Here is a 21,487-nt window from a genome sequence, read left to right on the forward strand (position 1 = left end):
GCCGAATACGTACGTACTCGTCGAAACCGCACGTCGTCGGATCCCGCTATCGTGCGTTCTCGACGAGAACGTACGTACTGGGTGCTCTGGGGAGGGAGGCGCGAGCGCGAGTGCGAGCGCGAGAGCGGGCGCGAGCGATCAGACGTCGATGCGCTCGCGCGCCAGCCGATCGCTTGAGTCGATGATGAACTCCTTGCGCGGGGCGACGTCGTTGCCCATGAGCAGTTCGAAGACGGATGCTGCCGCCTCGGCGTCGTTCATGAGTACGCGGCGGAGCGTGCGGCCCTCGCGGTCCATGGTCGTCGTGGCGAGCTGGTCGGCATCCATCTCACCGAGGCCCTTGTAGCGCTGGATGGGCTCCTGCCACCGCTTGCCGGCCTTGGTGAGTTTGGCGAGCAGGGCGTGGAGCTCCTGCTCGCTGTAGGTGTAGATGGTCTCGTTGGGCTTCGTTCCGGGGTTCATCACGATCACGCGGTGAAGCGGCGGCACGGCGGCGTAGACCCGGCCTTCGTCGATGAGTGGACGCATGTAGCGGAAGAACAGCGTGAGCAGCAGGGTGCGGATGTGGGCGCCGTCGACATCGGCATCGCTCATCAGGATGATCTTGCCGTAGCGGGCGGCCGACATGTCGAACGAGCGACCGGAGCCGGCGCCGATGACCTGGATGATCGACGCGCACTCCGCGTTCGAGAGCATGTCGCTGATCGACGCCTTCTGCACGTTGAGGATCTTGCCGCGGATGGGCAGCAGCGCCTGGTACTCGCTGTTGCGCGCGAGCTTGGCGGTGCCGAGGGCGGAGTCGCCCTCGACGATGAACAGCTCGGAGGCGGCGACGTCGTTCGTGCGGCAGTCGGCGAGCTTGGCCGGGAGCGAGGAGGACTCCAGGGCGTTCTTGCGTCGCTGGGTCTCTTTGTGCTGGCGGGCGGAGATGCGCGCCTTCATCTCGGAGACGACCTTGTCGAGCAGCAGGGACGTCTGCGCCTTGTCGTCGCGCTTGGGCGACGCGAACCTGGCGGCGAGCTCAGCGCTCACCACGTTCGACACGATCTGGCGCACCGCCGGTGTGCCGAGGATCTCTTTCGTCTGACCCTCGAACTGCGGCTCGGGAAGACGAACGGTCAGCACCGCGGTCAGCCCCGCGAGGATGTCGTCCTTGTCGATCTTGTCGTTGCCGACCTTGAGGCGGCGGGCGTTCTGCTCGACCTGGCTGCGCACCACCTTCATCAGGCCCTGCTCGAAGCCCTGCTGGTGCGTTCCGCCCTTGGGGGTCGCGATGATGTTCACGAACGACCGCATCTGCGTCTCGTAGCCGATGCCCCACCGCAGCGCCACGTCGACCTCGCACTCGCGTTTCACCTCGGTCGGCACCATCGCGCCGGTCGGCTGCAGCACCGGCACGGTCTCGGTGAACGTGCCCGAGCCCGTGAGGCGCCAGGTGTCCGTGATGCCGGTGTCGGGCGCGAGGAAATCCGCGAACTCCGAGATGCCGCCATCGAAGCGGTAGGCGGTCTCGACGGGTTCGGGCCCCCGCTCGTCGCTGATGACGATCTCGAGCCCCGGGATGAGGAATGCGGTCTGTCGAGCGCGCTGCACGAGCTCGTCGAGGTGGAACGTCGCATCCTTCGTGAAGATCTGCGGGTCGGCCCAGTAGCGGATGCGAGTACCGGTGACCCCCTTGGGGGCCTTGCCGGCCACGCGCAATTCGCTGCGGTTGTCGTAGGGGGTGAACGGTGCGTCGGGGGCGGAGCCGGCGAACTGACCGGGCTCGCCGCGGTGGAACGACATCGCCCACGTCTTGCCGCCGCGATCGACCTCGACGTCGAGACGCTCGGAGAGGGCGTTGACGACCGAAGCTCCGACACCGTGCAAGCCGCCGGAAGCCGCATACGAGCCGCCGCCGAACTTCCCGCCGGCGTGCAGCTTGGTGAAGACCACCTCGACACCGGACAGGCCGGTGCGCGGTTCGATGTCGACCGGGATGCCACGGGCGCGATCGCGCACCTCGACGCTGCCGTCGGCGTGCAGAACGATGTCGATGCGGTCGCCGTGGCCGCCGAGGGCCTCATCGACGGAGTTGTCGATGATCTCCCAGAGACAGTGCATCAAGCCGCGCGAGTCGGTCGAACCGATGTACATCCCGGGGCGTTTGCGCACCGCCTCGAGCCCTTCCAGAACCTGGAGATGATGGGCGGAGTACTCGGAGGTCACAATCTCCCACGATAACCGCGGGGTGCGACACCGGCTCGAAGACACACGGCACGGCGGGGCCGCGTACGCGCTGAGCGAAATGTCGGTGCACCCGGGCATAGCCCCCAGACCGCCGTGGTTACATGTGATGCACCCACCCGAACATGCAGTACCCCGAGGAGGCACGAAGATGAGCACTTCGACACCGATTGAGAACACCGCCGTCCTCGACTACCGTCTCAGCGCAGCCGACCGCTGCGACTCGTGCGGAGCCCAGGCCTACATCGCGGCCGAGGTCAACGGCAGCGAGCTTCTGTTCTGCGCCCACCACGGTCGCAAGTACGAGGCGAAGCTCCGCAGCATCGCGTCGTCCTGGCACGATGAGACCGCTCGCCTGAACGAATCGGTCTGACCCCGACCGCTCCGGCGACCAGAGACTTCAGCGGCACCTCCCTCACCGGGAGGTGCCGCTTCTCTTTCCCGTGCGCAGCACGATCTCTTCGCCGATCGTCCCGATCAGTTCGGCGAGGTCGGTCGCCGAGCGGCCGGCGCCCGCGCCGCCGTAGACCGTGACGACATCGCCGGCAGCGGCGCCCGGCCAGGCTTCGACGCGGGTCTCGAGGGCGTCGATCGCGAGGATCCGTGCGCGGTGCACACCGGCGTCGACAGCGGCCCGTCCCGCGAGCAGCGAGGGCAGCCCGTCGAGCGCTCCGACAGCGAGCCGCGCCACGGCGCCGTCGACACCGGTCACCCGCGCCCGCACGGTCAGGACCGGCGCGATCCCAAGTTCGCGGTCGTCGGGCCCGCCGGCCGGGCGGATGCCGTACGCGAAAGCGCCGACCCGCACCATCTCGTAGCGGAACTCGGCCCGCGCGAACGAGGCCGCGCTGGCCGCCAGATGGCGGTAGCGGGGCGTGAGACCGGCGGATGCTGCCGTCGTCACCGCGTCATCGAAGACGGCGCGGGCGTCGTCGTCGTCCCGGTCGGATGCTTCGGCGATATGGCTCCACACCCCCTCGACCCGGATGGCGCCGCGCTGTTCCCAGGCGCGCGCCGAGCGGACCGCCGCGTCCCACTCCTCCGGCCGGAAACCATTGCGGTGAAGCCCCGTGTCGATCTTGAGATGCACGCGCACGGCCGTCTGCTCGGCGAGGCCCGCCGCGGCGACGAGGTCGAGCTGCACCGCATCGCCGATGCCGACGTCGAACCTGCCACGGGCGGCCCGTGCCGCGTCGGACCCGGGGGTGTCGTCGCCGCCGATGGTCCAGATGAAGACGCGCACGTCCGCTCCGGCGTCTTCGGCGAGGCGGGCGACGTGCTCGCCGGTCTCCACGTCGAAAGCGCCGAACCAGCTCACCCCTTCGGCGAAGGCGCGCGGGAGGATCGCGTCGAGCCCGTGACGGTAGGCGTCGTCCTTCACCACCAGCATGAACTCCGCGGGAGCGACCGCTGCGCGAACGGTATGGATGTTCGCGGCGAAGGCGTCGAGATCGAGCTCGTGGATCGGGCCGCTCACGGAATCTCCTGCACGATCGCCGCTCGCCGCCCGACGGTGGCGGCGATCTCTGCGACGGTGAGACCGGATGCTTCCGACCACGCCGCGATGCTCGGTGCCCCGGCGGCGGGGTCGCCGAAGAACACCACGTCATCACCGCGCGCGATCTCCGCGGTGCCCACCTCGACAACGCTCACGTCCATCGCCACCCGGCCGGCGACGGCGAACCGGCCCTCGCCGATGGCCACGGAGATGCGGTTGCCGAGGGAGCGCACGACCCCCTGGGCGTAGCCGCCGGTGACGAGCGCCACGCGGGTGTCGTGCTTCGCGCGGTAGGTGTAGCCGTACGAGACACCCTCCCCCGCGCGCAGCTCCTTCAAGGACAGCACGCGTCCGCGCAGACCCATGACCGCCTGCGGGTGCCGCGCGCGGTGCTCACCCGAAAGCCCGAGCACCCACCCCGGGTCGATCACCCCGGACGCGAGGGGCGCAGCATCCTGATCCGTGAGCACGCCGTCCGCCCCGGCCGCCACCGCGCCGCGGGTCACGAAATCCTCGCCGTACCCCCAGCCGTCGCGGCGGACATCGACGAGGCGCCCGGCGCCCTCGATCGTCAAAGCAGCGCGGATGTTGGAGACCAGAGCCCCCCGGCTCAACAGCACGACGGGGGCGAAGGCGGGAGGGGGGAACCGGCGATCGCGCGCTCCAGGAATCGCCTCGTTCACCCACTTAGACTAACGGGATCCCCTTCACCGACCCCGGAGTTCGCATGCCAGAAAAGGGCTTCGCCCTCTCGTCCCGCCTTCGCTACCTTGCCGGACGGGCCCGTCGTATCGACGTCGGCTCGGTGGTGGAGCGGGCCAAGGAGGCCTCACGCGACCACGGCAAGTGGACGCCGGCGATCGTGGCCGACATGCTCTGGCAGGCGGGAATGCGCAACGTGGGGTTCCAGGACTACATCGACTACGACTTCGCGATCCTCACGCCGGCGGAGCGGGCCACGTTCATGACCCACCCGGTGTCGAACCAGATCTCGCAGAAGTACGACCACCCCGACTATCGGCACATCTTCCAGGACAAGGTCGAGTTCGACGGCGTGTTCAGCGAGCACCTGCACCGCGAGTGGATGGTCGTCGGCGCGGACAACGCCGAGGAAGTACGCGCCTTCACCGAGCGCCACGGCACGATCGTGACGAAAGAGCCCGTCGGTCAGGCCGGCACGGGGGTGCATCGCTATCACTCGGCCACGATCGAGGACTGGGACGATTTCCACCGTGGTCTGCTCAAGCGCGGGGAATTGCTCATCGAGCAGCTCATCGTGCAGCACGCCGACCTCGCTGCGGTCTGCCCGGGCACGGTCAACACCACCCGTGTCACGGCGTTCTTCGACGGCGAACGCACGCACATCCTGGCGATGGCGCAGAAGTTCGGCCGTGGGGCCGTGAGCGATCAGATGACCTTCGGCGGCTTCTACACGATGCTCGACGAGAACGGCCACGCCGTCGGACCCGGGTACGACTCCCACGGGCACGTGCACGAGACCCACCCCGATTCCGGATTCCGGATCGCCGACTTCCAGCTGCCGTTCATCGCCGAGGTCAAGGAATTCGTCGACCGCGTCGCTCGGGTCGTGCCCCAGGTGCAGTACGTCGGTTGGGACATCGTGGTGACCCCCGACGGGCCCGTGCTCGTCGAAGGCAACTGGGGCGCCGGCGTCTACGAGAACAAGCCGAGCGTCACCGGAATCCGCACCGGTCACAAGCCGCGCTACCAGGCCGCCATCGGGTTTTGAGCCGAATCGTATCAATGCCGCGCAGCGGCGTTGATACGAGTGCGGCTCAACGCTGAGCGAGCGAAGCGAGTCGAAGCGTCAGCCTCTCATGCCGCGCAGCGGCGTTGACGCGAGCTGACTCAACGCTGAGCGAGCGAAGCGGTCGAGCCGTCAGACCGGGCGCACCACGCCGAGCGGCGTCGACTGGTGCCCCTGTCCGAGGGGGTTGTCCTTGAGGATCGCCACGAGTCGGCGCTCCCCCGCACGGTCGAGGGTGGATCCGAGGATGTTGCCCCCCAGATCGTTGATGTCGACGACGGCGACGTCGGCCTCCACGCCGAGCAGGGCACGGATGTGTTCCGCTACGGCGGCCGGACGGTCGGGTCCGAGCACGACGGCCTTGTTGTACGGCGGGATGGTGCCGCTGGTCGGACCGTCGATGGCCCGGGCCTTGTCACCGGCGATGCGGTAGAAGTCGCCCTTGCGCCCGAGTGCCTTCGTCACGGCCGAGACGGCCGCGGCGAACAGGATGCGAGGAGTGCCGCACTCGCGCAGGGCCATCTCCATCGTCTCCGGCATGCCGAGACCGATGCCGTACGGCGTGCGCGTGACGTACTTCGACAGGAACAGAGCGAGACGGCGGGGCTGGATGTCCTCGACGAGGTACGAACGCCCCTGCGTGATGGCGACGATCTTCTCCGTGACGAAGAAGATGTCGCCGCCCTGCACGACACCCGGCGCGTATTCGAGGATGAACGCGTCGAGATCGTCGCCCGGCATGACGACCCGCGTGCGGATCGGAATGCGGGCGTACGAGACACCGTCGACCTGCGCCGTGAGAGCCTTACCGGCGTTGGCCTCGCCGCTCACTCGAGGTAGTCCCGCAGTGACTGCGAGCGGCTCGGGTGACGAAGCTTGGCCATCGTCTTGGACTCGATCTGGCGGATCCGCTCGCGCGTGACCCCGAACGTGTCGCCGATCTGGTCGAGCGTCTTGGGCTGACCGTCGCCGAGACCGAAGCGCATGCGGATGACGCCCGCTTCGCGCTCGGAGAGCGAATCGAGGAGCGATTCGAGCTGACGCTGAAGCATGGTGAACCCGACAGCATCCGCCGGCACGACCGCTTCGGTGTCCTCGATGAGGTCACCGAACTCGCTGTCACCGTCTTCACCGAGCGGGGTGTGCAGCGAGATGGGCTCGCGCCCGTACTTCTGCACCTCGATGACCTTCTCGGGGGTCATGTCGAGTTCGCGCGACAGCTCTTCCGGGGTGGGTTCGCGACCGAGGTCCTGCAGCATCTGACGCTGCACGCGGGCGAGCTTGTTGATCACTTCGACCATGTGCACCGGGATGCGGATGGTCCGAGCCTGGTCCGCCATGGCGCGCGTGATCGCCTGACGGATCCACCACGTCGCGTAGGTCGAGAACTTGAAGCCCTTGGTGTAGTCGAACTTCTCGACGGCACGGATGAGTCCCAGGTTGCCCTCCTGGATGAGATCCAGGAACTGCATGCCGCGACCGGTGTACCGCTTGGCGAGGGAGACGACGAGGCGGAGGTTCGCGCCGAGCAGGTGGCTCTTCGCGCGCTGGCCGTCGCGGGCGACCCACTGCAGGTCGAGTCCGAGCTGATTCGACTTCTCGGCGGCCGACATGTGCGACAGCTTCTCTTCGGCGAACAGGCCCGCCTCGATGCGCATCGCGAGCTCGACCTCTTCAGCCGCGTTCAGCAGCGGGACTTTACCGATCTGCTTCAGGTAGTCCTTGACGGGGTCGGCGGTGGCTCCGGTGATCTGAGCCGAGTAGACCGGTACGTCGTCTTCATCGCTGGAGGAGATGACGATCGCGCCGGTGGGCAGCGGCTCGGTGAAAGCAGGCTTGGTGGCCTCTTCCTCCTCGTCGTCGGCATCGGCGGTCTTCTTCGGAGCGGCGCTGTCGGCAACCTCTTCCGTGGCGTCGTCGGTATCGACGACGACGACTTCGATCTCGTCGTCTTCGACCTCGGCATCGACGTCGATGTCCTCGTCGTCCGCACCCTTGGCGGGGGCCTTCGCCTTGGCCGGGGCCTTCGCTTTCGCGGGGGCCTTGGCTTTGGCGGGAGCCTTCGCCTTGGCGGGAGCCTTCTTCGCGGGCGCCTTCGCCGGCTCGGTCGTGGGCTCGACGGTGTCGAGGTCTGCGTCGTCTTGCGTGCGGGTCTTGGTGTTCGTGCCTGCCACGTTTTGCCTTTCACCGGGGTGTCCGTCGGACGTCCGCCGGGCACTAGTAAGACCCTTGTCAAGCTCGGAAGCGACGTACAGCTCTCGCTCACCGGATGACAACGGGTCAGGTTCTTTATTGTCGCACACCTTGGTCCCGGCCAGAAACGGCGCGGAAGCGTACACCGGAACGAACGCTCCGGTCCAGTGTCTTATTCCGTCAGGAGAGGCCGCCGCCGCGCTTGTCGTCGTCGCCACGGGTGGCGAGGAACCGTTCGAGCTCGGCCGCCAACTCATCGGCACTCGGCAGATCTCCGGTGTGGATGATCGGCGTCGCCTGCGTCGAGCCGGCCATGTAGGAGTCGTATCGCTCTTCCAGCCCCTGCACCATGCGGGTGAGCTCATCGCTGTTCGCGACCTGCTCCTCGACCTTCACGAGGTAGTCGCGGTTCTCATCCCGCAGCTTGTCTCCGGAGAAGACCAATCCCGTCGCCACGGTGAGGCTGTCGAGTCCGGCCAGCGCGGCCGCCGGGTACTCGGTGTCGCCCAGGTAGTGCGGGATCAGCAGGACGAAACCGGCAACGCTGGCACCGATCTGGGCGAAACGGTATTCGAGCAGGTGGCCGGCCGTAGCGGGCACCTGGGTGTGCGGGCGCCAGACGGAGTGCGCCTCGGCGAGGTCGGACCGGGTGCCGCTGACGGTGGTTCCAATCGGACGGGTGTGCGGCACGGGCATCGGAATGGCGTGCACCCAGGTCACGGACGACACCTCGAGTCCCTCCGCCAGATCGAGCACCGCCTCGGCGAACGCCTCCCACGCGAAGTCGGGTTCGTACCCGGCGAGCAGCACGAACGGCTGCCCCAGCGAGTCGTGGGCGAGAGACAGCTCGAGACGGGGCGGCCGGAAGTCGGTGAGGTGATCCTCGTCGAAGGAGATGATCGGACGACGGGCGCGGTAGTCCAGCAGCACGTCGTTCGAGAACGCGAACAGCGGTGAGGGATCGAGATCATCGCGGAAGTACTCGACTACCCGCGCCACGGCTCCGCCGGCATCGGTGAATCCGGTGAGGGCGATGACGAGCGGCAGCCCCGGTGGCACCGGCGGTGCCGAGGCGGCACGGTCGTAAAGCGGCGCAAAGGAGGGCATGCGACCACTCTATGAGTCGCTCCGGACGTCGAGCCCGCCGTGCGTCCCGCTGACAGCGAACAGGCGTCCGTAGGATGGAGACATGTCTTTCCCCCGTCTCGCGCACAGCAACTCGCCGGTCCGTGAGGCCGACGCCGATGCGCTGCTGCTGGTTCTGCCCACTCTCGACGACACGACCGAGATCGACGGTTGGCCGGGTCTGGTCCCCGTTCTTTCGCGCCTGGGCTTCACCGGTGCGCCGGGATCGTTCCAACGCGTCACCCTCCCCGACCTGGACCTCCCGCTCGCCGTCGTCGGGCGCGGCGGGAGCGATGACGCCGCAGCTCTCCGCGACGCGGCCGGCGCCGGCATCCGCCTCCTGACCGGCTTCGAGCGCGTGTCGCTCGCCGCGCCGGGGACCGACGGACCCGTATGGCGCCCGCTCGCCGAGGGAGCGGCTCTCGGCGGTTATCGCTTCGCGGGGTACGCCGCCAAGGCTCCCGCTGCGCGCGCGAGCGTCGTGACGGTGCACACCGCCGAAGCGCCGACCTCGGCCGACGTCGCTGCCGTGTCGGCCGTCGCCGACGCGGTCGCGCTGGTCAAGGACCTCGTCACCACCCCCGCCGAATGGCTCGGTCCGCAGGACCTCGCCGACCGCGCGACGGAGTCCGTCGCCGACCTCCCCGTGGAGGTGCGGGTCTGGGATGAGACCGAACTGCGCGAGCAGGGATTCGGCGGCATCATCGGCGTCGGTCAGGGCTCCGACCGGCCGCCGCGCCTGGTGCGGCTCGACTACTCCCCCGCTGACGCCCGCCGCTCGGTCGCGCTCGTCGGGAAGGGCATCACCTTCGACACCGGCGGATTGTCGCTCAAGCCCGCCGCTTCCATGGTCGGCATGAAGTACGACATGTGCGGCGCCGCCACGGTGCTCGCCGTCGTCCGAGCGGCAGCCCAACTGCAGCTGCCCGTGCGCGTGACCGCATGGATGTGCGTGGCCGACAACATGCCGTCCGGCCGCGCGACACGCCCGGGAGACGTACTCCGACTCGCCGACGGCACGACGGTCGAAGTGACCAACACCGACGCCGAGGGCCGCCTGGTCCTGGGTGACGGCCTGGTCGCCGCGAGCCGCGAGCACCCCGATCTCATCGTCGACGTCGCCACCCTGACGGGCGCGGTCACCACCGCCCTCGGAACGCGCCACACCGGCGTGATGGGCTCCGATGACGCGGTCGACGACTACCTCGCCGCCGCCGAGGATGTCTCCGAACTGGCGTGGCGCCTCCCGCTCCCGGTGCACATGCGCGAAGAGCTGGACTCCCCGATCGCCGACCTGCAGAACGCGAAGATGGGCGACCCCGCCGGCGGAACGATGTTCGCCGGTCTCTTCCTCCAGCACTTCGTCGGGCGCACCTCCGACGCTGCGGACGCCCCGCGCATCCCGTGGGTGCACCTGGACATCGCCGGTACGGGCATGAACAAGGGCGGCGCTTTCGGCTTCACCGACAAGGGCGTGACCGGGGCGAGCACCCGTTCGCTGATCGAGCTGCTCACCCAGCAGGCCGCCCGATGACGGACCACTCCGCCGACCTCGTGATCCTGGGCGGCGGCAGCGGCGGGTACGCCGCAGCGCTCCGCGCGGCGGAGCTGGGCAAGACCGTCGTGATCGTCGAGAAGGACAAGCTCGGTGGCACGTGCCTGCACCGAGGCTGCATCCCCACGAAAGCGCTGCTCCACTCCGGCGAAGTGGCCGACACCGTGCGCGATGCGGCGAGCGTCGGCGTGCACGTCACCCTGGATCACATCGACCCGGTGGCCGCACGCACGTACCGCGAGGGCATCGTCGCCAAGAAGTACAAAGGTCTGCAAGGGCTCATCGCCAGCCGCAAGATCACCGTGGTGGCCGGTGACGGCGTGCTCGAGTCGGGCCCGGCAGTGCGTGTCGGCGACGATGTCTACCGCGGCACCGACGTCGTCGTGGCGACCGGCTCGTTCCCCCGAACCCTGCCCGGCGTCGAGATCGGCGGGAGGATCCTGACCAGCGAGCAGGCACTCGATCTCGCCGAGGTGCCGGGTTCGGTCATCGTTCTGGGCGGCGGCGTCATCGGCGTGGAGTTCGCGAGCGCCTGGCGTTCGCTGGGCGCTGAGGTCACGATCGTCGAAGCCCTCGATCGCCTTCTCCCCACCGACGACGCGACCGTGAGCAAGGCGCTCGAGCGCGCCTACCGCAAGCGAGGGATCGCCTTCACGCTCGGTTCGCGGGTGGAGACCGTCGCCCAGACCGCCGACGCGGTCACCGTGACCCTCGACAACGGCACCGTCCTGAGCGCGGACTACCTTCTCGTCGCGATCGGCCGCGGCCCGTCCACCTCGGGAATCGGCCTCGAAGAAGTCGGCGTCGCGCTCGAGCGGGGATTCGTGCACACCGATGACCACCTCCGCACCGATGCTCCGCACGTCTGGGCGGTGGGCGACATCGTCCCCGGTCCGCAGCTCGCCCATCGTGGCTTCCAGCAGGGCATCTTCGTCGCCGAGGAGATCGCGGGACTCCGGCCGGTGCTCGTGCCCGACGCGCACCTCCCCCGGGTGACGTACTCGCGTCCCGAGGTCGCATCCGTCGGGCTCACCGAAGCCCAGGCGATCGATGCGCACGGCGCTGACGCGGTGATCACCTACGAATACAACCTGGCGGGCAACGCCAAGAGCGAGATCCTGCACACCAGCGGGCTCGCGAAGATCATCCGCCTCAAGGACGGACCCGTGATCGGCACCCATCTCGTCGGTGACCGGGTCGGCGAACTGATCACCGAGGCCCAGTTGGCCGTCGGCTGGGAAGCGCATCCCGAAGACATCGCGCCCTACGTGCACGCACATCCCACGCAGAGCGAGGCGCTGGGCGAAGCCTTCCTCGCGATGGCGGGGAAACCGCTCCACACTCTCTGACGCATCCGGCGTCACTAAGCTAGAACCACATAAAGGTCATGAAGGAGACAAACTCATGAGCACTTCCGTCGTCCTCCCCGCGCTCGGTGAGAGCGTAACCGAGGGAACGGTCACCCGCTGGCTCAAGAACGTCGGGGACACCGTCCAGGAAGACGAGGGGCTGCTGGAGATCTCCACTGACAAGGTGGACACCGAAATCCCCTCGCCTGTCAGCGGTGTGATCGAGGAGATCCTCGTCGCCGAAGATGAGACAGTCGAGGTCGGCGCGATCCTCGCGAAGATCGGCGACGGCTCGTCCGCACCCGATTCGTCCGCTCCCGCTGCGGAGTCGGATTCTGAGGATGCTGCCCCCGCCGCGCCCGCAGATTCCGCCGCACCCGCCGAAGCCGCACCCGCCGAACCGGCGCCCGCGCAGCCCGAGGCCCCCGCGGAAGAAGCAGCGCCTGCCGCCGCCCCCGCCGGCGACGCGACGGAGATCGTGTTGCCCGAACTGGGCGAGAGCGTCACCGAGGGCACCATCACGCGTTGGCTGAAGGCGGTCGGCGACGACGTCGCCGTCGACGAGCCGCTGCTGGAGATCTCGACCGACAAGGTCGACACCGAGATCCCCTCGCCGGTAGCCGGCGTGCTGCAGGAGATCCTCGTCGCGGAAGACGAGACGGTCGCCGTCGGCGCCGCGCTCGCCCGTGTCGGTAGCGGAGCGGCTCCCGCCGCAGCACCGGCCGCAGCTCCCGCACCCGCGGCAGAGTCCGCTCCGGCGGCGCCTGCTCCGGCAGCGCCCGCTCCGGCAGCCGAGGCCGCGCCCGAGGCGCCGTCGGTCGACAAGCCGGTCGAGGCCGACAAGCCCGCTGCGCCCGCGCCCGCGGCGGCACCCGCCGCAGCACCGGCACCGGCCGCCGCACCGCAGAGCGCTCCCGCCCCCGCGGCGGAGGCGGCTTCGGTCACCGCGACGAACGACGAGGTCACCTACGTGACCCCGCTCGTGCGCCGGCTCGCTCAGCAGCAGGGTGTCGACCTCAGCACGCTGACCGGCAGCGGTGTCGGCGGACGCATCCGCAAGGAGGACGTCCTCAAGGCCGCCGAGGCTGCGAAGGCGCCTGCCGCATCCCCCGCCGCAGCACCGGCAGCATCCGCCCCCGCCCCGGCCGCCGTCGAGGTGTCGCCGCTGCGTGGCACCACGCAGAAGATGTCGCGACTGCGCAAGGTCATCGCCGAGCGCGCCGTGGCGTCCATGCAGGCGACCGCGCAGTTGACGACGGTCGTCGAGGTCGACGTCACGAAGGTCTCGGCCTTCCGCGACGCCGTGAAGGCGCAGTTCCAGGAGAAGACGGGCGACAAGCTCTCGTTCCTGCCGTTCTTCGCTCTCGCCGCGATCGAGGCGCTGCAGGCCTACCCGATCATCAACGCCACCGTGGACGGCGACCAGATCGTCTACCCCGATTCCGAGAACGTGTCGATCGCGGTCGACACCGAGCGCGGCCTGCTGACCCCCGTCATCCGTGACGCGGGCGGCAAGAACCTCGCTCAGCTCGCTCGGGAGATCGCCGACCTCGCGGCACGCACGCGGGACAACAAGCTGAAGCCCGACGAGCTCGCCGGCGGCACCTTCACGCTGACCAACACCGGTTCGCGCGGCGCGCTGTTCGACACGCCGATCGTGTTCCTGCCGCAGTCGGCGATCCTCGGCCTCGGTGCCGTGGTGAAGAAGCCGGGCGTGGTCGCGGTCGACGGGAAGGATGCCATCTCGGTGCGCTCCTACGTCTACCTCGCCCTCTCGTACGATCACCGCATCATCGACGGCGCGGACGCCGCGCGCTTCCTCGGCGCGGTCAAGGCCCGCCTCGAGGGTGCACAGTTCGAGGCTCAGCTCGGTATGTGACACGCCGCCCGGGTGACTCCGGGTACGTGCCTCAGGATGGCGCGTCCGCCACGTCGTGAACGTCGCGGATGCGCCATCCTTGTGTCGTCTCCACGATCGTGACGAGTTGCATCGCGGCTGATCCGTCGATCGCATCGACCCGCAACACGACCACGCCACCGAAATCGTCGAGCAGGGTCACTGTTCGGGCGTCGGCGGCAGCATCCACCACTCCCGGCGGTAGCTCCCGCGCGGGATCCTCCATCACCGACGCCTGGCACGCAGCATCCGTGCACTCGGTCCTCCGCGTCAGGAGCTGAGCGGTGACAGCGGCCAGGTCGGTTGAGGTCTCCGCGGGCGGTGCGGGCGCCTCCGTTGCGGAGGGCGTGGCGGGCGGCGCGTGCGCAGCCGCGTCGGTCGGCACCGGCGACCGCTCGGCGGTGACGATCGTGTCGTCGTGGGTCTCACCGTCAGCCGAGGGCCACAGCAGTCCGCCGACCACCACCACGAGGGCGAGTCCCGCCGCCCAGAGCAGGGGCCGGACGCGACCCGCACGCAGGCCACGCACTGCGCGCAGCACACGTGTCACGGCATCGGATGCTGCGTCCGCGAGGTCGACGTCGACGTGGGCGGCGAGCTTCTGCCACCCGCGCCGGGGGCCGGGTTCTCGGACCGCGTCGACATCGTCGGGGATCGCCGCCACCGCGCGGGCACGCAACGGCCCCAGCACCTGGGTGAGCAGTGCCTCGGGAGGGGCGAGCTCGAACAGTCGTTCCTCCCACTCGATCGCGTCGCGGGCGAAGCCGCGCTCGGTCATCGCCTCACCGAGTTCGAGCAGGGTCGCCGCGACCCGGGTGCGCGGCGCGCTCTCGGCCACCGTCTGCAGCACCTCGGCGGACGCCCGCCGAGCCGTCTGATCGCCGACTCCTTCGACGAGGAGGGGTTTTCCGTCCTCGGCCAGCCACCACTCCCCCGTCTCCTCGGCCGTTCGCACCACGGACGCAGCAAGCCCACGGATGACGCTCACCGTGAGCGTGACCACTTCCCCGCCCGACAGGGGCGCGCCGGCATCCCCGCGGCGGGCCAGGAAGCGGTCGAGGCGCTCGCTCAGCGCGGACACGACGACGTCGTGACCGTCGCTGCGCCGCACGACGTCGAGCGGCGACAGCACATGGGCGTCCTCGTGCGCTCCCCAGCCCGACCAGGAAAGCACCGCGTCACGGTCGACCAGCATGACGGTGCGCCCGTCGGGCCCGCGCGCGAGCGTGCCCGGCAGCGGGCTGTCGGGAGGCTCCACGGTGCGGATCGGCTGGTAGACGGTGAAAGCGGCGGGCGTGGAGGAGGTGAGCACGGATCGATGCTCCTCGCCCCGACGGCCGCCCTTCCGGGGCATGTTCGCGCTGGGGATAACCGGTCGGGCAGGCAGGGCTGGGGAGGAACGGATGCTGCAAAGCTAGAATCGACTCATGGCAGCACGTAGTACCGCCCCCGAGAAGCGCCCCGGCTTCTTCTCCCAGCTCCGCACGCTCTTCACCTTCACCCGCGACGCGTATCGCTGGTTGCCGTGGGTGCTGGCGGCCATCGTCATCGCCGGTATCGGCATCGGTGTGCTCATCGGCTTCCTGATCCCGCCGGTCGCGGTGTGGAGCATCATCCTCTGGGGCGTCACCGGCCTCCTCGCCGGTGTGCTCGGGGCCATGATCACGATGACCCGTCTGTCGACCACGGCCATGTACGTGAAGATCGACGGCATGCCCGGCGCGGCCGGTCAGGTCCTGTCGACTTCTCTCGGGCGCAACTGGCAGGCCTCCGAGATCCCCGTCGGGGTGAACCCCCGTACCCAGGAAGCGGTCTACCGTGCGATCGGCCGCGGCGGCGTCGTCATCATCGGCGAAGGCGCCCGAGGCCGTCTCACCCGTCTCGTGAATGAGGAGCGCTCGAAGGTGCAGCGGGTCGCCTCGGGTGTGCCCATCACCGTGCTCTACGTCGGACACGGCGAGGACGAGGTGCCCATCAAGAACCTGGCCTCGCGCATCAAGGCACTTCCGAAGAAGGTCGACCGCACCACGATGGCCGCGGTCATCAAGCGCGTCGACTCGGTGTCCCAGTCGCTCGCCTCGCTGCCCATTCCCAAGGGCATCGACCCCTCGAAGGCCCGCGCGCCGCGGCCTCGCTGATCGCGCGAGTCGCAGCATCCGCCCCTCAGGAGCGGACCAGAACCGTACCGGCGGCCTTGTCGTGGAGCCCCCGCTGGTCGGCGTCCCAGATGACGGCCGGCAGTATCAGGGCGAGCAGGGCGGTGCGCACCAGCGGCCGCCACAGTCCCACCCAGCCGCCGCCCAGCAGGGCGACACGCATACCGGTCAGGCGGTGGCCTGGGCTGCCGCCGATCGTGGGGATGAACACGATCTGGATCGCGATGAAGATCAGGTTGGTCGCGATCGGGTTGGCGAACGGCACCCCGGTGACAGGGTCGGGCGTCGAGAAGAACGCGAACCCGATGATGGTCGCCGCAGCGAGGTCGATCGCGAGAGCGGCGATCCGGCGGCCCAGCCGACCGATCGATCCGGGGCCTTCCTTCGGGAGTCCGAGGCGTTCTCCGGGATATTCGGGTGCAGGGCTGGTCACTTCTCCAGCGTAACCAGGCACGCGTAACACGCCGGAAACATAGGAGATACTGCCGGGCAATGCCGTCGAGATAGGTTCGAGGAGTCAGCCCTGGCGGCCGGCGATCCCGATGCCCTACCTCTGGAGTCTTCATGTTCAAAGATTCGTCCGAGGTTCTGCGGTTCATCCAGGACGAGGACGTCAAGTTCCTCGACATCCGTTTCACGGATCTCCCGGGTGTGCAGCAGCACTTCAACATTCCCGCAGCCACTGTCGACGAGGAGTTCTTCACCGTCGGCCAGCTGTTCGACGGCTCGTCCATCCGTGGATTCGCGAACATCCACGAGTCCGACATGCAGCTCATCCCCGACGTGACGACGGCGTACGTCGACCCGTTCCGCGAGGCGAAGACGCTCGTCATGATCTTCGACATCTACAACCCGCGCAACGGTGAGATCTACGGCAAGGACCCGCGCCAGGTCGCCAAGAAGGCCGAGAAGTACCTCGCCTCCACCGGCATCGCCGACACGGCGTTCTTCGCCCCCGAGGCGGAGTTCTACATCTTCGACGACGTGCGCTACGAAGTGAAGCAGAACACGAGCTTCTACTCCGTCGACTCCGAAGAAGGAGCGTGGAACACCGGCCGTGAAGAAGAGGGCGGCAACCTCGCCAACAAGACCCCGTACAAGGGTGGCTACTTCCCCGTTTCCCCGGTCGACAAGACGGCCGACCTGCGTGACGACATCACCCTCAAGCTGATCGACTCGGGCTTCGAGCTCGAGCGCTCGCACCACGAGGTGGGCACGGGCGGTCAGCAGGAGATCAACTACCGCTTCGACACGATGCTGCACTCGGCCGACGACATCTTGAAGTTCAAGTACATCGTCAAGAACACCGCCGAGCAGTGGGGCAAGGTCGCGACCTTCATGCCGAAGCCGCTCTTCGGTGACAACGGTTCGGGCATGCACACCCACCAGTCGCTCTGGCAGGACGGCAAGCCGCTCTTCTACGACGAGACCGGCTACGGCGGGCTCTCCGACATCGCCCGCTGGTACATCGGCGGCCTGCTGGCCCACGCGCCCGCGGTGCTGGCCTTCACCAACCCGACGCTCAACAGCTACCACCGTCTGGTGAAGGGCTTCGAGGCTCCGGTCAACCTGGTCTACTCGGCCGGTAACCGTTCGGCCGCGATCCGCATCCCGATCACCGGCTCCAACCCGAAGGCGAAGCGCATCGAGTTCCGCGCTCCGGATGCTTCGGGCAACCCGTACCTCGCTTTCGCGGCGCAGCTCATGGCGGGCATCGACGGCATCAAGAACCGCATCGAGCCGCACGAGCCCGTCGACAAGGACCTCTACGAGCTCCCGGCCGAAGAGGCGAAGAACATCCCGCAGGTTCCGAACTCGCTGCTCGACTCGCTCGAGGCGCTGCGCGCCGACCACGAGTTCCTGCTCGCGGGCGGGGTCTTCACGCCCGAGCTCATCGAGACCTGGATCGACTACAAGATCGAGAACGAGATCCAGCCGATGGCCCAGCGTCCGCACCCCTTCGAGTACGAGCTGTACTTCGGCGTCTGACCCGCGCGCAAACAGGTGAGCCCCGGCTCCTCCTGGTCCCTCAAGGGGCTAGAGAGGGCCGGGGCTCGTTGTTTCCCCGTCGGGGATCAGGCGCGCGTGCGCTGTTGACGTGCGCTGTGCAAGCGGTTGTAGATCATCAAGAGGCGGGGCACGGCGACGTACACGGCGGTCGGGACGACGACGGCCGTGAGAACCAGGGCACGAAGCACGGGGTGCCAGTCCTGGGCGAAAAGTCCCATCACCATCATGCCGATCGCCACCATCGGGAAGATCGCGAACCACGTGATGAGCGCGCGTACATGCACCGAGGCGATGGCCGGGGGCCGGTGATGGTGAGCGTCGATCTCGTCGGCTGCGAGAGGTTTGCCCTCTTCTTCCACGGTGCACCAGCTTTCGTTCCTAGAGAACGCTATCCGGTCCCGGGAGTGAAGCCGCCGCAACGAGACGAAACCCCCCGAGTCACCTCGGGGGGTTTCGTCGTTCGCCGTCGGGCGTCAGTTCTCGACGGCGTCTTCGGCGGCGTCCATGGCCGCCGCGCCCTCTTCGGGCGACTCGGAGCCCGCTCCGGTGCTGCCGCTGCCGGCGGCGTCCGGCTGGTGGGTGCCGTCGGTGGACTTGTCGTCAGGGGTGTTTTCAGCCACGGGTGCCTCCTCGAGAGTGGATGCCTCCAGCAAACGCCTTTCGAGCGCTCGAGGTGAGGGGCTGGCGTCGAGCACGCGAGTGTGCCAGGCGCTCCTCAGCCGTAGAAGAGCCGCTCGAACACCCGGCGGGACCGACGTGTCGTGCCGAGGTATTCCTCCTCGATGCGCGTCGCCGAGTGCGGTGGGTACTCGAGGATCCGCCCGATCCCGTCGAGGCGCCAGCGGTCGGTGGGCAGCACGTCGCTCGTCTGCCCCGACAGCAGCGTGTTCGCGGAGCGCAGCCGGCTCGACAGTCGCCACGCCTCGACGAGCCGTTCGGCTTCGGTGTCGCCGATCAGGCCGGCCGCGCGCGCGGCCTCGAGAGCGCCGAGGGTCGACGTCGTCCGCAGCCCCGGAACGTCGTGCGCGTGCTGCAGCTGGATCATCTGCACCAGCCACTCGACGTCGCTGAGCGAGCCCGGCCCGAGCTTGAGGTGGCGCGCCGGATCGACCCCCTGCGGCAGCCGCTCGCTCTCCACGCGCGCTTTGATGCGCTTGATCTCGCGCACGCCCTGCGTGTCGATCGCGCGCGGGTAGCGCACAGCATCCGCCATCTCGAAGAACGCCTTCTGCAGCTTGACGCTGCCGGCGATGCCCCGCGCGCGGAGCAGGGCCTGCGCCTCCCACGAGAGCGACCAGCGCCGGTAGTACTCGGTGTACGCCTCCAGCGAGCGGGCGATCGGGCCGTTCCGCCCCTCGGGGCGCAAGCCCGCGTCGAGATCGAGCGGCAGGCGGTGATCCTCGGAGTGCTGACGGAGGGCGGCGACGAGCTTCACCGAGAGCTCGTGCGCCCGCTGGGCGGGCACGCCGTTGGCCCGGTAGACGTACATGACGTCGGCGTCCGATCCGAAGCCGAGTTCCGCGCCGCCGAAGCGCCCCATCGCGATCACCGCGAAGTCGAGGTCGTCGTCTTCCGGGGGCACGATGTCGGGCCAGACCGCCCGGAGGGTCGCTTGGATCGACACCTCGGTGATCGTGGTCAGCGCCTGGGCGAGGTCTTCGATCGTGATGACGCCGAGCACGCCGGCCATGGCCGTGCGCAGCATCTCGCGCCGCCGCAGCGCCCGCACCGCTCGCATCGCGTCTTCGACGGAGGCGTGACGGGTGCGGATCGCCCGAGCCTCCTCCTGCAGGGCGATGCCGCTGCGCGGTCGAAGCAGCGCGTCGTCGTCGAGCCACGCGGCCGACTCCGGGATCCACTCCATGAGCTCGCCGATGTACCGCGACCCCGAGAGCACGCGGGTGAGACTTTCCGCGGCTGCCGAGGAATCGCGCAGCATCCGCAGGAACCACGGGGTGTTGCCCAGTCGCTCGCTGATCCGGCGGAACGCGAGCAGACCGTAATCGGGGTCGACACCGTCGGCGAACCAGCGCAGCATCACGGGCATGAGGTGACGTTGAATGGATGCTTTGCGGCTCAGCCCCGTGGTGAGGGCGGCGATGTGGCGCAGCGCGCCCTTCGCGTCGCGGAACCCGATCGCCGCCAGTCGGTCGTACGCCTGCTCGGGAGACAGCAGCCGCTCGGCCTCGGGAAGCGCCGCCACGGCAGACAGCAGCGGCCGGTAGAACAAGCGAACGTGGATGTCGCGGACTTCGCGCTTCGTCGCTTCCCACCGCTCCTGCACGCCCGCTCCGGTTTCAGCGAGCCGGGTCGCCCGCGCGAGCACGCGCAGCTCGTCGGGCTTCACGGGCATGAGGTGGGTGCGCCTCAAAGCGCGCAACTGCAAGCGGTGCTCGAGCAGGCGCAGCACCCGGTAGTCGCGCGCGAACGCGGTCGCGTCGGTGCGCCCGATGTAGCCCTCGGCGACGAGGGCGTCGAGGGCCGCGAGCGTGCCGCGCTGGCGGATGCGGTCGTCGCTCAGACCGTGCACGAGCTGCAGCAGCTGCACCGTGAACTCGATGTCGCGGAGTCCCCCGGGCCCGAGCTTCACCTGGCGGGCGATCTCGTCGGAGGGGATGTGGTCGGTGACGCGCTCGCGCATCCGCTGCACGCTGTCAACGAAGTTCTCCCGCGCCGCGCTCGTCCACACCTTGGCCTGCACGGCCGTGACGTAGCGGGCGCCGAGATCCTCGTCGCCGGCGAGAGGTCGCGCTTTCAACAGCGCCTGGAACTCCCAGCTCTTCGCCCAGCGCTCGTAGTACGACAGGTGGGAATCGAGGGTGCGCACGAGAGCGCCTTGCTTGCCCTCGGGGCGCAGGTTCGGATCCACTTCCCAGAGCCCCGGCTCGATCTCAGCGCCCGAGACCCCTCGCATGGTCTGGATGGCGAGCCGGGTCGCGATGTCGACCGCGCGGGTCTCGGACACGACCGTTTCGTCGCGTGTGCCGCCGACGAAGATGACGTCGACGTCGCTCACGTAGTTGAGCTCGCGCGCGCCCGCCTTGCCCATCCCGATGATGGCGAGCGAGGTCGCCGCGACCTCGGCGCGCGGAAAGCTGCCCGCGCCGGTACCGTTCGACACGCCCGTGCGGGCGACGGCCAAGGAGGCCTCCAGCGCCGCGCCGGCGGCGTCCGCGAGTCGCGCCGATACCTGGTCGACGACGTCGGCAGGCTCGCTCTGCGCGAGGTCGTACGCCGCGATGCGGGCCAGGATGCTGCGGTAGGCGGCGCGCAGCGCGACCCACCCGTCCTCTCCCGCGACCTCGGCGAAGCCGTCCACGGCAGCGACGGCCGCGAGCAGGCGTTCCCGCATCTCCTCGGCGGAGGGCAGGGATCTGCCGGCACCGACCAGCTGCGCGAGTTCACCGGGACGCCGGAGGTAGAACTCGCCGAACCCGGAGGAGGCGCCGACGAGGTTCCACAGCGCGCCCCACCCGGCAGCATCCGGCGACATCTGCCGCACCGCGTCGGCGTCGCGCCGGGCGATGCGCACGAGGGCCGACAGGGCCTCATCGGGGTCGGCGACTCCCGAGGCGGCATCGGCCAACGCCTCCTGCGGTATGCCGATCAGGGCGGTGAGTTCGTCGAGAAGAGCGTCGGCCTCGGCGAGCCGGGCGAATCCGTTCCGCGCCAGCGTGGTGAGGCGCGTGGACCGGTCGCTCGAGATCATG

The 21,487-nt window shown here is 69.0% G+C and carries 18 protein-coding genes; 7 read left to right on the forward strand and 11 right to left on the reverse strand.

Annotated features, from left to right (window positions below):
- Window positions 1-138: 138 nt before the first annotated feature.
- The gene (locus ACFXP5_RS02305) at window positions 139-2,211 is read right to left on the reverse strand and encodes a DNA gyrase/topoisomerase IV subunit B (protein WP_394544165.1); all 2,073 of its coding nucleotides are present in this window, start codon (window positions 2,209-2,211) and stop codon (window positions 139-141) included.
- A gap of 166 nt (window positions 2,212-2,377) precedes the next feature.
- Here ACFXP5_RS02305 and ACFXP5_RS02310 point away from each other — a divergent pair, with 166 nt between their 5' ends.
- On the forward strand, window positions 2,378-2,599 hold the full coding sequence (locus ACFXP5_RS02310) for a DUF7455 domain-containing protein (protein WP_394526634.1): 222 nt from the start codon (window positions 2,378-2,380) through the stop codon (window positions 2,597-2,599).
- A gap of 42 nt (window positions 2,600-2,641) precedes the next feature.
- Here ACFXP5_RS02310 and ACFXP5_RS02315 read toward each other — a convergent pair whose 3' ends face one another.
- Together ACFXP5_RS02315 and ACFXP5_RS02320 are read right to left on the reverse strand one after the other, a co-directional pair.
- Window positions 2,642-3,703 carry an alanine racemase gene (locus ACFXP5_RS02315; RefSeq protein ID WP_394543347.1) on the reverse strand — a complete coding sequence of 354 codons (1,062 nt, stop codon included), beginning with the start codon at window positions 3,701-3,703 and terminating at the stop codon, window positions 2,642-2,644.
- Window positions 3,700-4,407 (reverse strand): alanine racemase C-terminal domain-containing protein, encoded by a 708-nt coding sequence (locus tag ACFXP5_RS02320; protein ID WP_394543348.1) that lies wholly within the window; start codon window positions 4,405-4,407, stop codon window positions 3,700-3,702. Before ACFXP5_RS02320 ends, ACFXP5_RS02315 begins: the two co-directional genes overlap by 4 nt.
- A 44-nt stretch (window positions 4,408-4,451) precedes the next feature.
- Between ACFXP5_RS02320 and ACFXP5_RS02325 the strand changes: the two genes are divergently transcribed.
- Window positions 4,452-5,474: a sugar-transfer associated ATP-grasp domain-containing protein gene (locus ACFXP5_RS02325; RefSeq protein ID WP_394543350.1), complete on the forward strand. Its 1,023-nt coding sequence runs from the start codon at window positions 4,452-4,454 to the stop codon at window positions 5,472-5,474.
- Window positions 5,475-5,624: 150 nt separating this feature from the next.
- On the opposite strand, the gene ACFXP5_RS02330 is transcribed toward ACFXP5_RS02325, so the two are convergent.
- From ACFXP5_RS02330 to ACFXP5_RS02340, 3 genes are all read right to left on the reverse strand, one after another.
- Window positions 5,625-6,323, reverse strand: a complete 699-nt coding sequence (locus ACFXP5_RS02330; protein WP_394526640.1) for a coenzyme F420-0:L-glutamate ligase — start codon at window positions 6,321-6,323, stop codon at window positions 5,625-5,627.
- Entirely contained in the window at window positions 6,320-7,666 is a 1,347-nt protein-coding gene (locus ACFXP5_RS02335) for an RNA polymerase sigma factor (protein WP_394543351.1), read from the reverse strand. The genes ACFXP5_RS02330 and ACFXP5_RS02335 overlap by 4 nt, the downstream gene beginning before the upstream one ends.
- 199 nt (window positions 7,667-7,865) lie before the next feature.
- A complete protein-coding gene (locus ACFXP5_RS02340) occupies window positions 7,866-8,792 on the reverse strand; it encodes a proteasome assembly chaperone family protein (RefSeq protein ID WP_394543353.1) in 927 nt (308 codons plus the stop codon).
- Between the two features lie 82 nt (window positions 8,793-8,874).
- Here ACFXP5_RS02340 and ACFXP5_RS02345 point away from each other — a divergent pair, with 82 nt between their 5' ends.
- Genes ACFXP5_RS02345 through sucB form a run of 3 tightly spaced genes read left to right on the forward strand, consistent with a single transcriptional unit; the run spans window position 8,875 to window position 13,593 of the window.
- The gene (locus ACFXP5_RS02345) at window positions 8,875-10,344 is read left to right on the forward strand and encodes a leucyl aminopeptidase (RefSeq protein ID WP_394543354.1); all 1,470 of its coding nucleotides are present in this window, start codon (window positions 8,875-8,877) and stop codon (window positions 10,342-10,344) included.
- Window positions 10,341-11,714: a dihydrolipoyl dehydrogenase gene (lpdA, locus tag ACFXP5_RS02350; RefSeq protein ID WP_394543355.1), complete on the forward strand. Its 1,374-nt coding sequence runs from the start codon at window positions 10,341-10,343 to the stop codon at window positions 11,712-11,714. The genes ACFXP5_RS02345 and lpdA overlap by 4 nt, the downstream gene beginning before the upstream one ends.
- Window positions 11,715-11,769: 55 nt before the next feature.
- The gene (gene sucB, locus ACFXP5_RS02355; protein WP_394543356.1) at window positions 11,770-13,593 is read left to right on the forward strand and encodes a 2-oxoglutarate dehydrogenase, E2 component, dihydrolipoamide succinyltransferase; all 1,824 of its coding nucleotides are present in this window, start codon (window positions 11,770-11,772) and stop codon (window positions 13,591-13,593) included.
- Between the two features lie 31 nt (window positions 13,594-13,624).
- On the opposite strand, the gene ACFXP5_RS02360 is transcribed toward sucB, so the two are convergent.
- The gene (locus ACFXP5_RS02360; protein ID WP_394543358.1) at window positions 13,625-14,923 is read right to left on the reverse strand and encodes a hypothetical protein; all 1,299 of its coding nucleotides are present in this window, start codon (window positions 14,921-14,923) and stop codon (window positions 13,625-13,627) included.
- 115 nt (window positions 14,924-15,038) lie between these two features.
- On the opposite strand from ACFXP5_RS02360, the gene ACFXP5_RS02365 reads away from it, so the two are divergent.
- Window positions 15,039-15,749 (forward strand): DUF4191 domain-containing protein, encoded by a 711-nt coding sequence (locus ACFXP5_RS02365; protein ID WP_394526653.1) that lies wholly within the window; start codon window positions 15,039-15,041, stop codon window positions 15,747-15,749.
- Window positions 15,750-15,774: 25 nt separating this feature from the next.
- Here the strand turns inward: ACFXP5_RS02365 and ACFXP5_RS02370 are convergent, their stop codons facing one another.
- Window positions 15,775-16,200: an RDD family protein gene (locus ACFXP5_RS02370; RefSeq protein ID WP_394526654.1), complete on the reverse strand. Its 426-nt coding sequence runs from the start codon at window positions 16,198-16,200 to the stop codon at window positions 15,775-15,777.
- 131 nt (window positions 16,201-16,331) lie between these two features.
- On the opposite strand from ACFXP5_RS02370, the gene glnA reads away from it, so the two are divergent.
- Entirely contained in the window at window positions 16,332-17,756 is a 1,425-nt protein-coding gene (gene glnA, locus ACFXP5_RS02375) for a type I glutamate--ammonia ligase (protein ID WP_394526656.1), read from the forward strand.
- An 86-nt stretch (window positions 17,757-17,842) separates the two neighbouring features.
- Here the strand turns inward: glnA and ACFXP5_RS02380 are convergent, their stop codons facing one another.
- The 3 genes from ACFXP5_RS02380 to ACFXP5_RS02390 form a co-directional block, all read right to left on the reverse strand.
- Entirely contained in the window at window positions 17,843-18,136 is a 294-nt protein-coding gene (locus ACFXP5_RS02380; RefSeq protein ID WP_394543359.1) for a putative antibiotic biosynthesis monooxygenase, read from the reverse strand.
- Window positions 18,137-18,250: 114 nt separating this feature from the next.
- Window positions 18,251-18,397, reverse strand: a complete 147-nt coding sequence (locus ACFXP5_RS02385) for a hypothetical protein (RefSeq protein ID WP_394526675.1) — start codon at window positions 18,395-18,397, stop codon at window positions 18,251-18,253.
- 95 nt (window positions 18,398-18,492) lie between these two features.
- On the reverse strand, window positions 18,493-21,486 hold the full coding sequence (locus ACFXP5_RS02390) for a bifunctional [glutamine synthetase] adenylyltransferase/[glutamine synthetase]-adenylyl-L-tyrosine phosphorylase (protein WP_394543360.1): 2,994 nt from the start codon (window positions 21,484-21,486) through the stop codon (window positions 18,493-18,495).
- Window position 21,487 lies beyond the last annotated feature (1 nt).

This window comes from Microbacterium hanjuni, assembly GCF_043556395.1.
GTDB lineage: Bacteria > Actinomycetota > Actinomycetes > Actinomycetales > Microbacteriaceae > Microbacterium.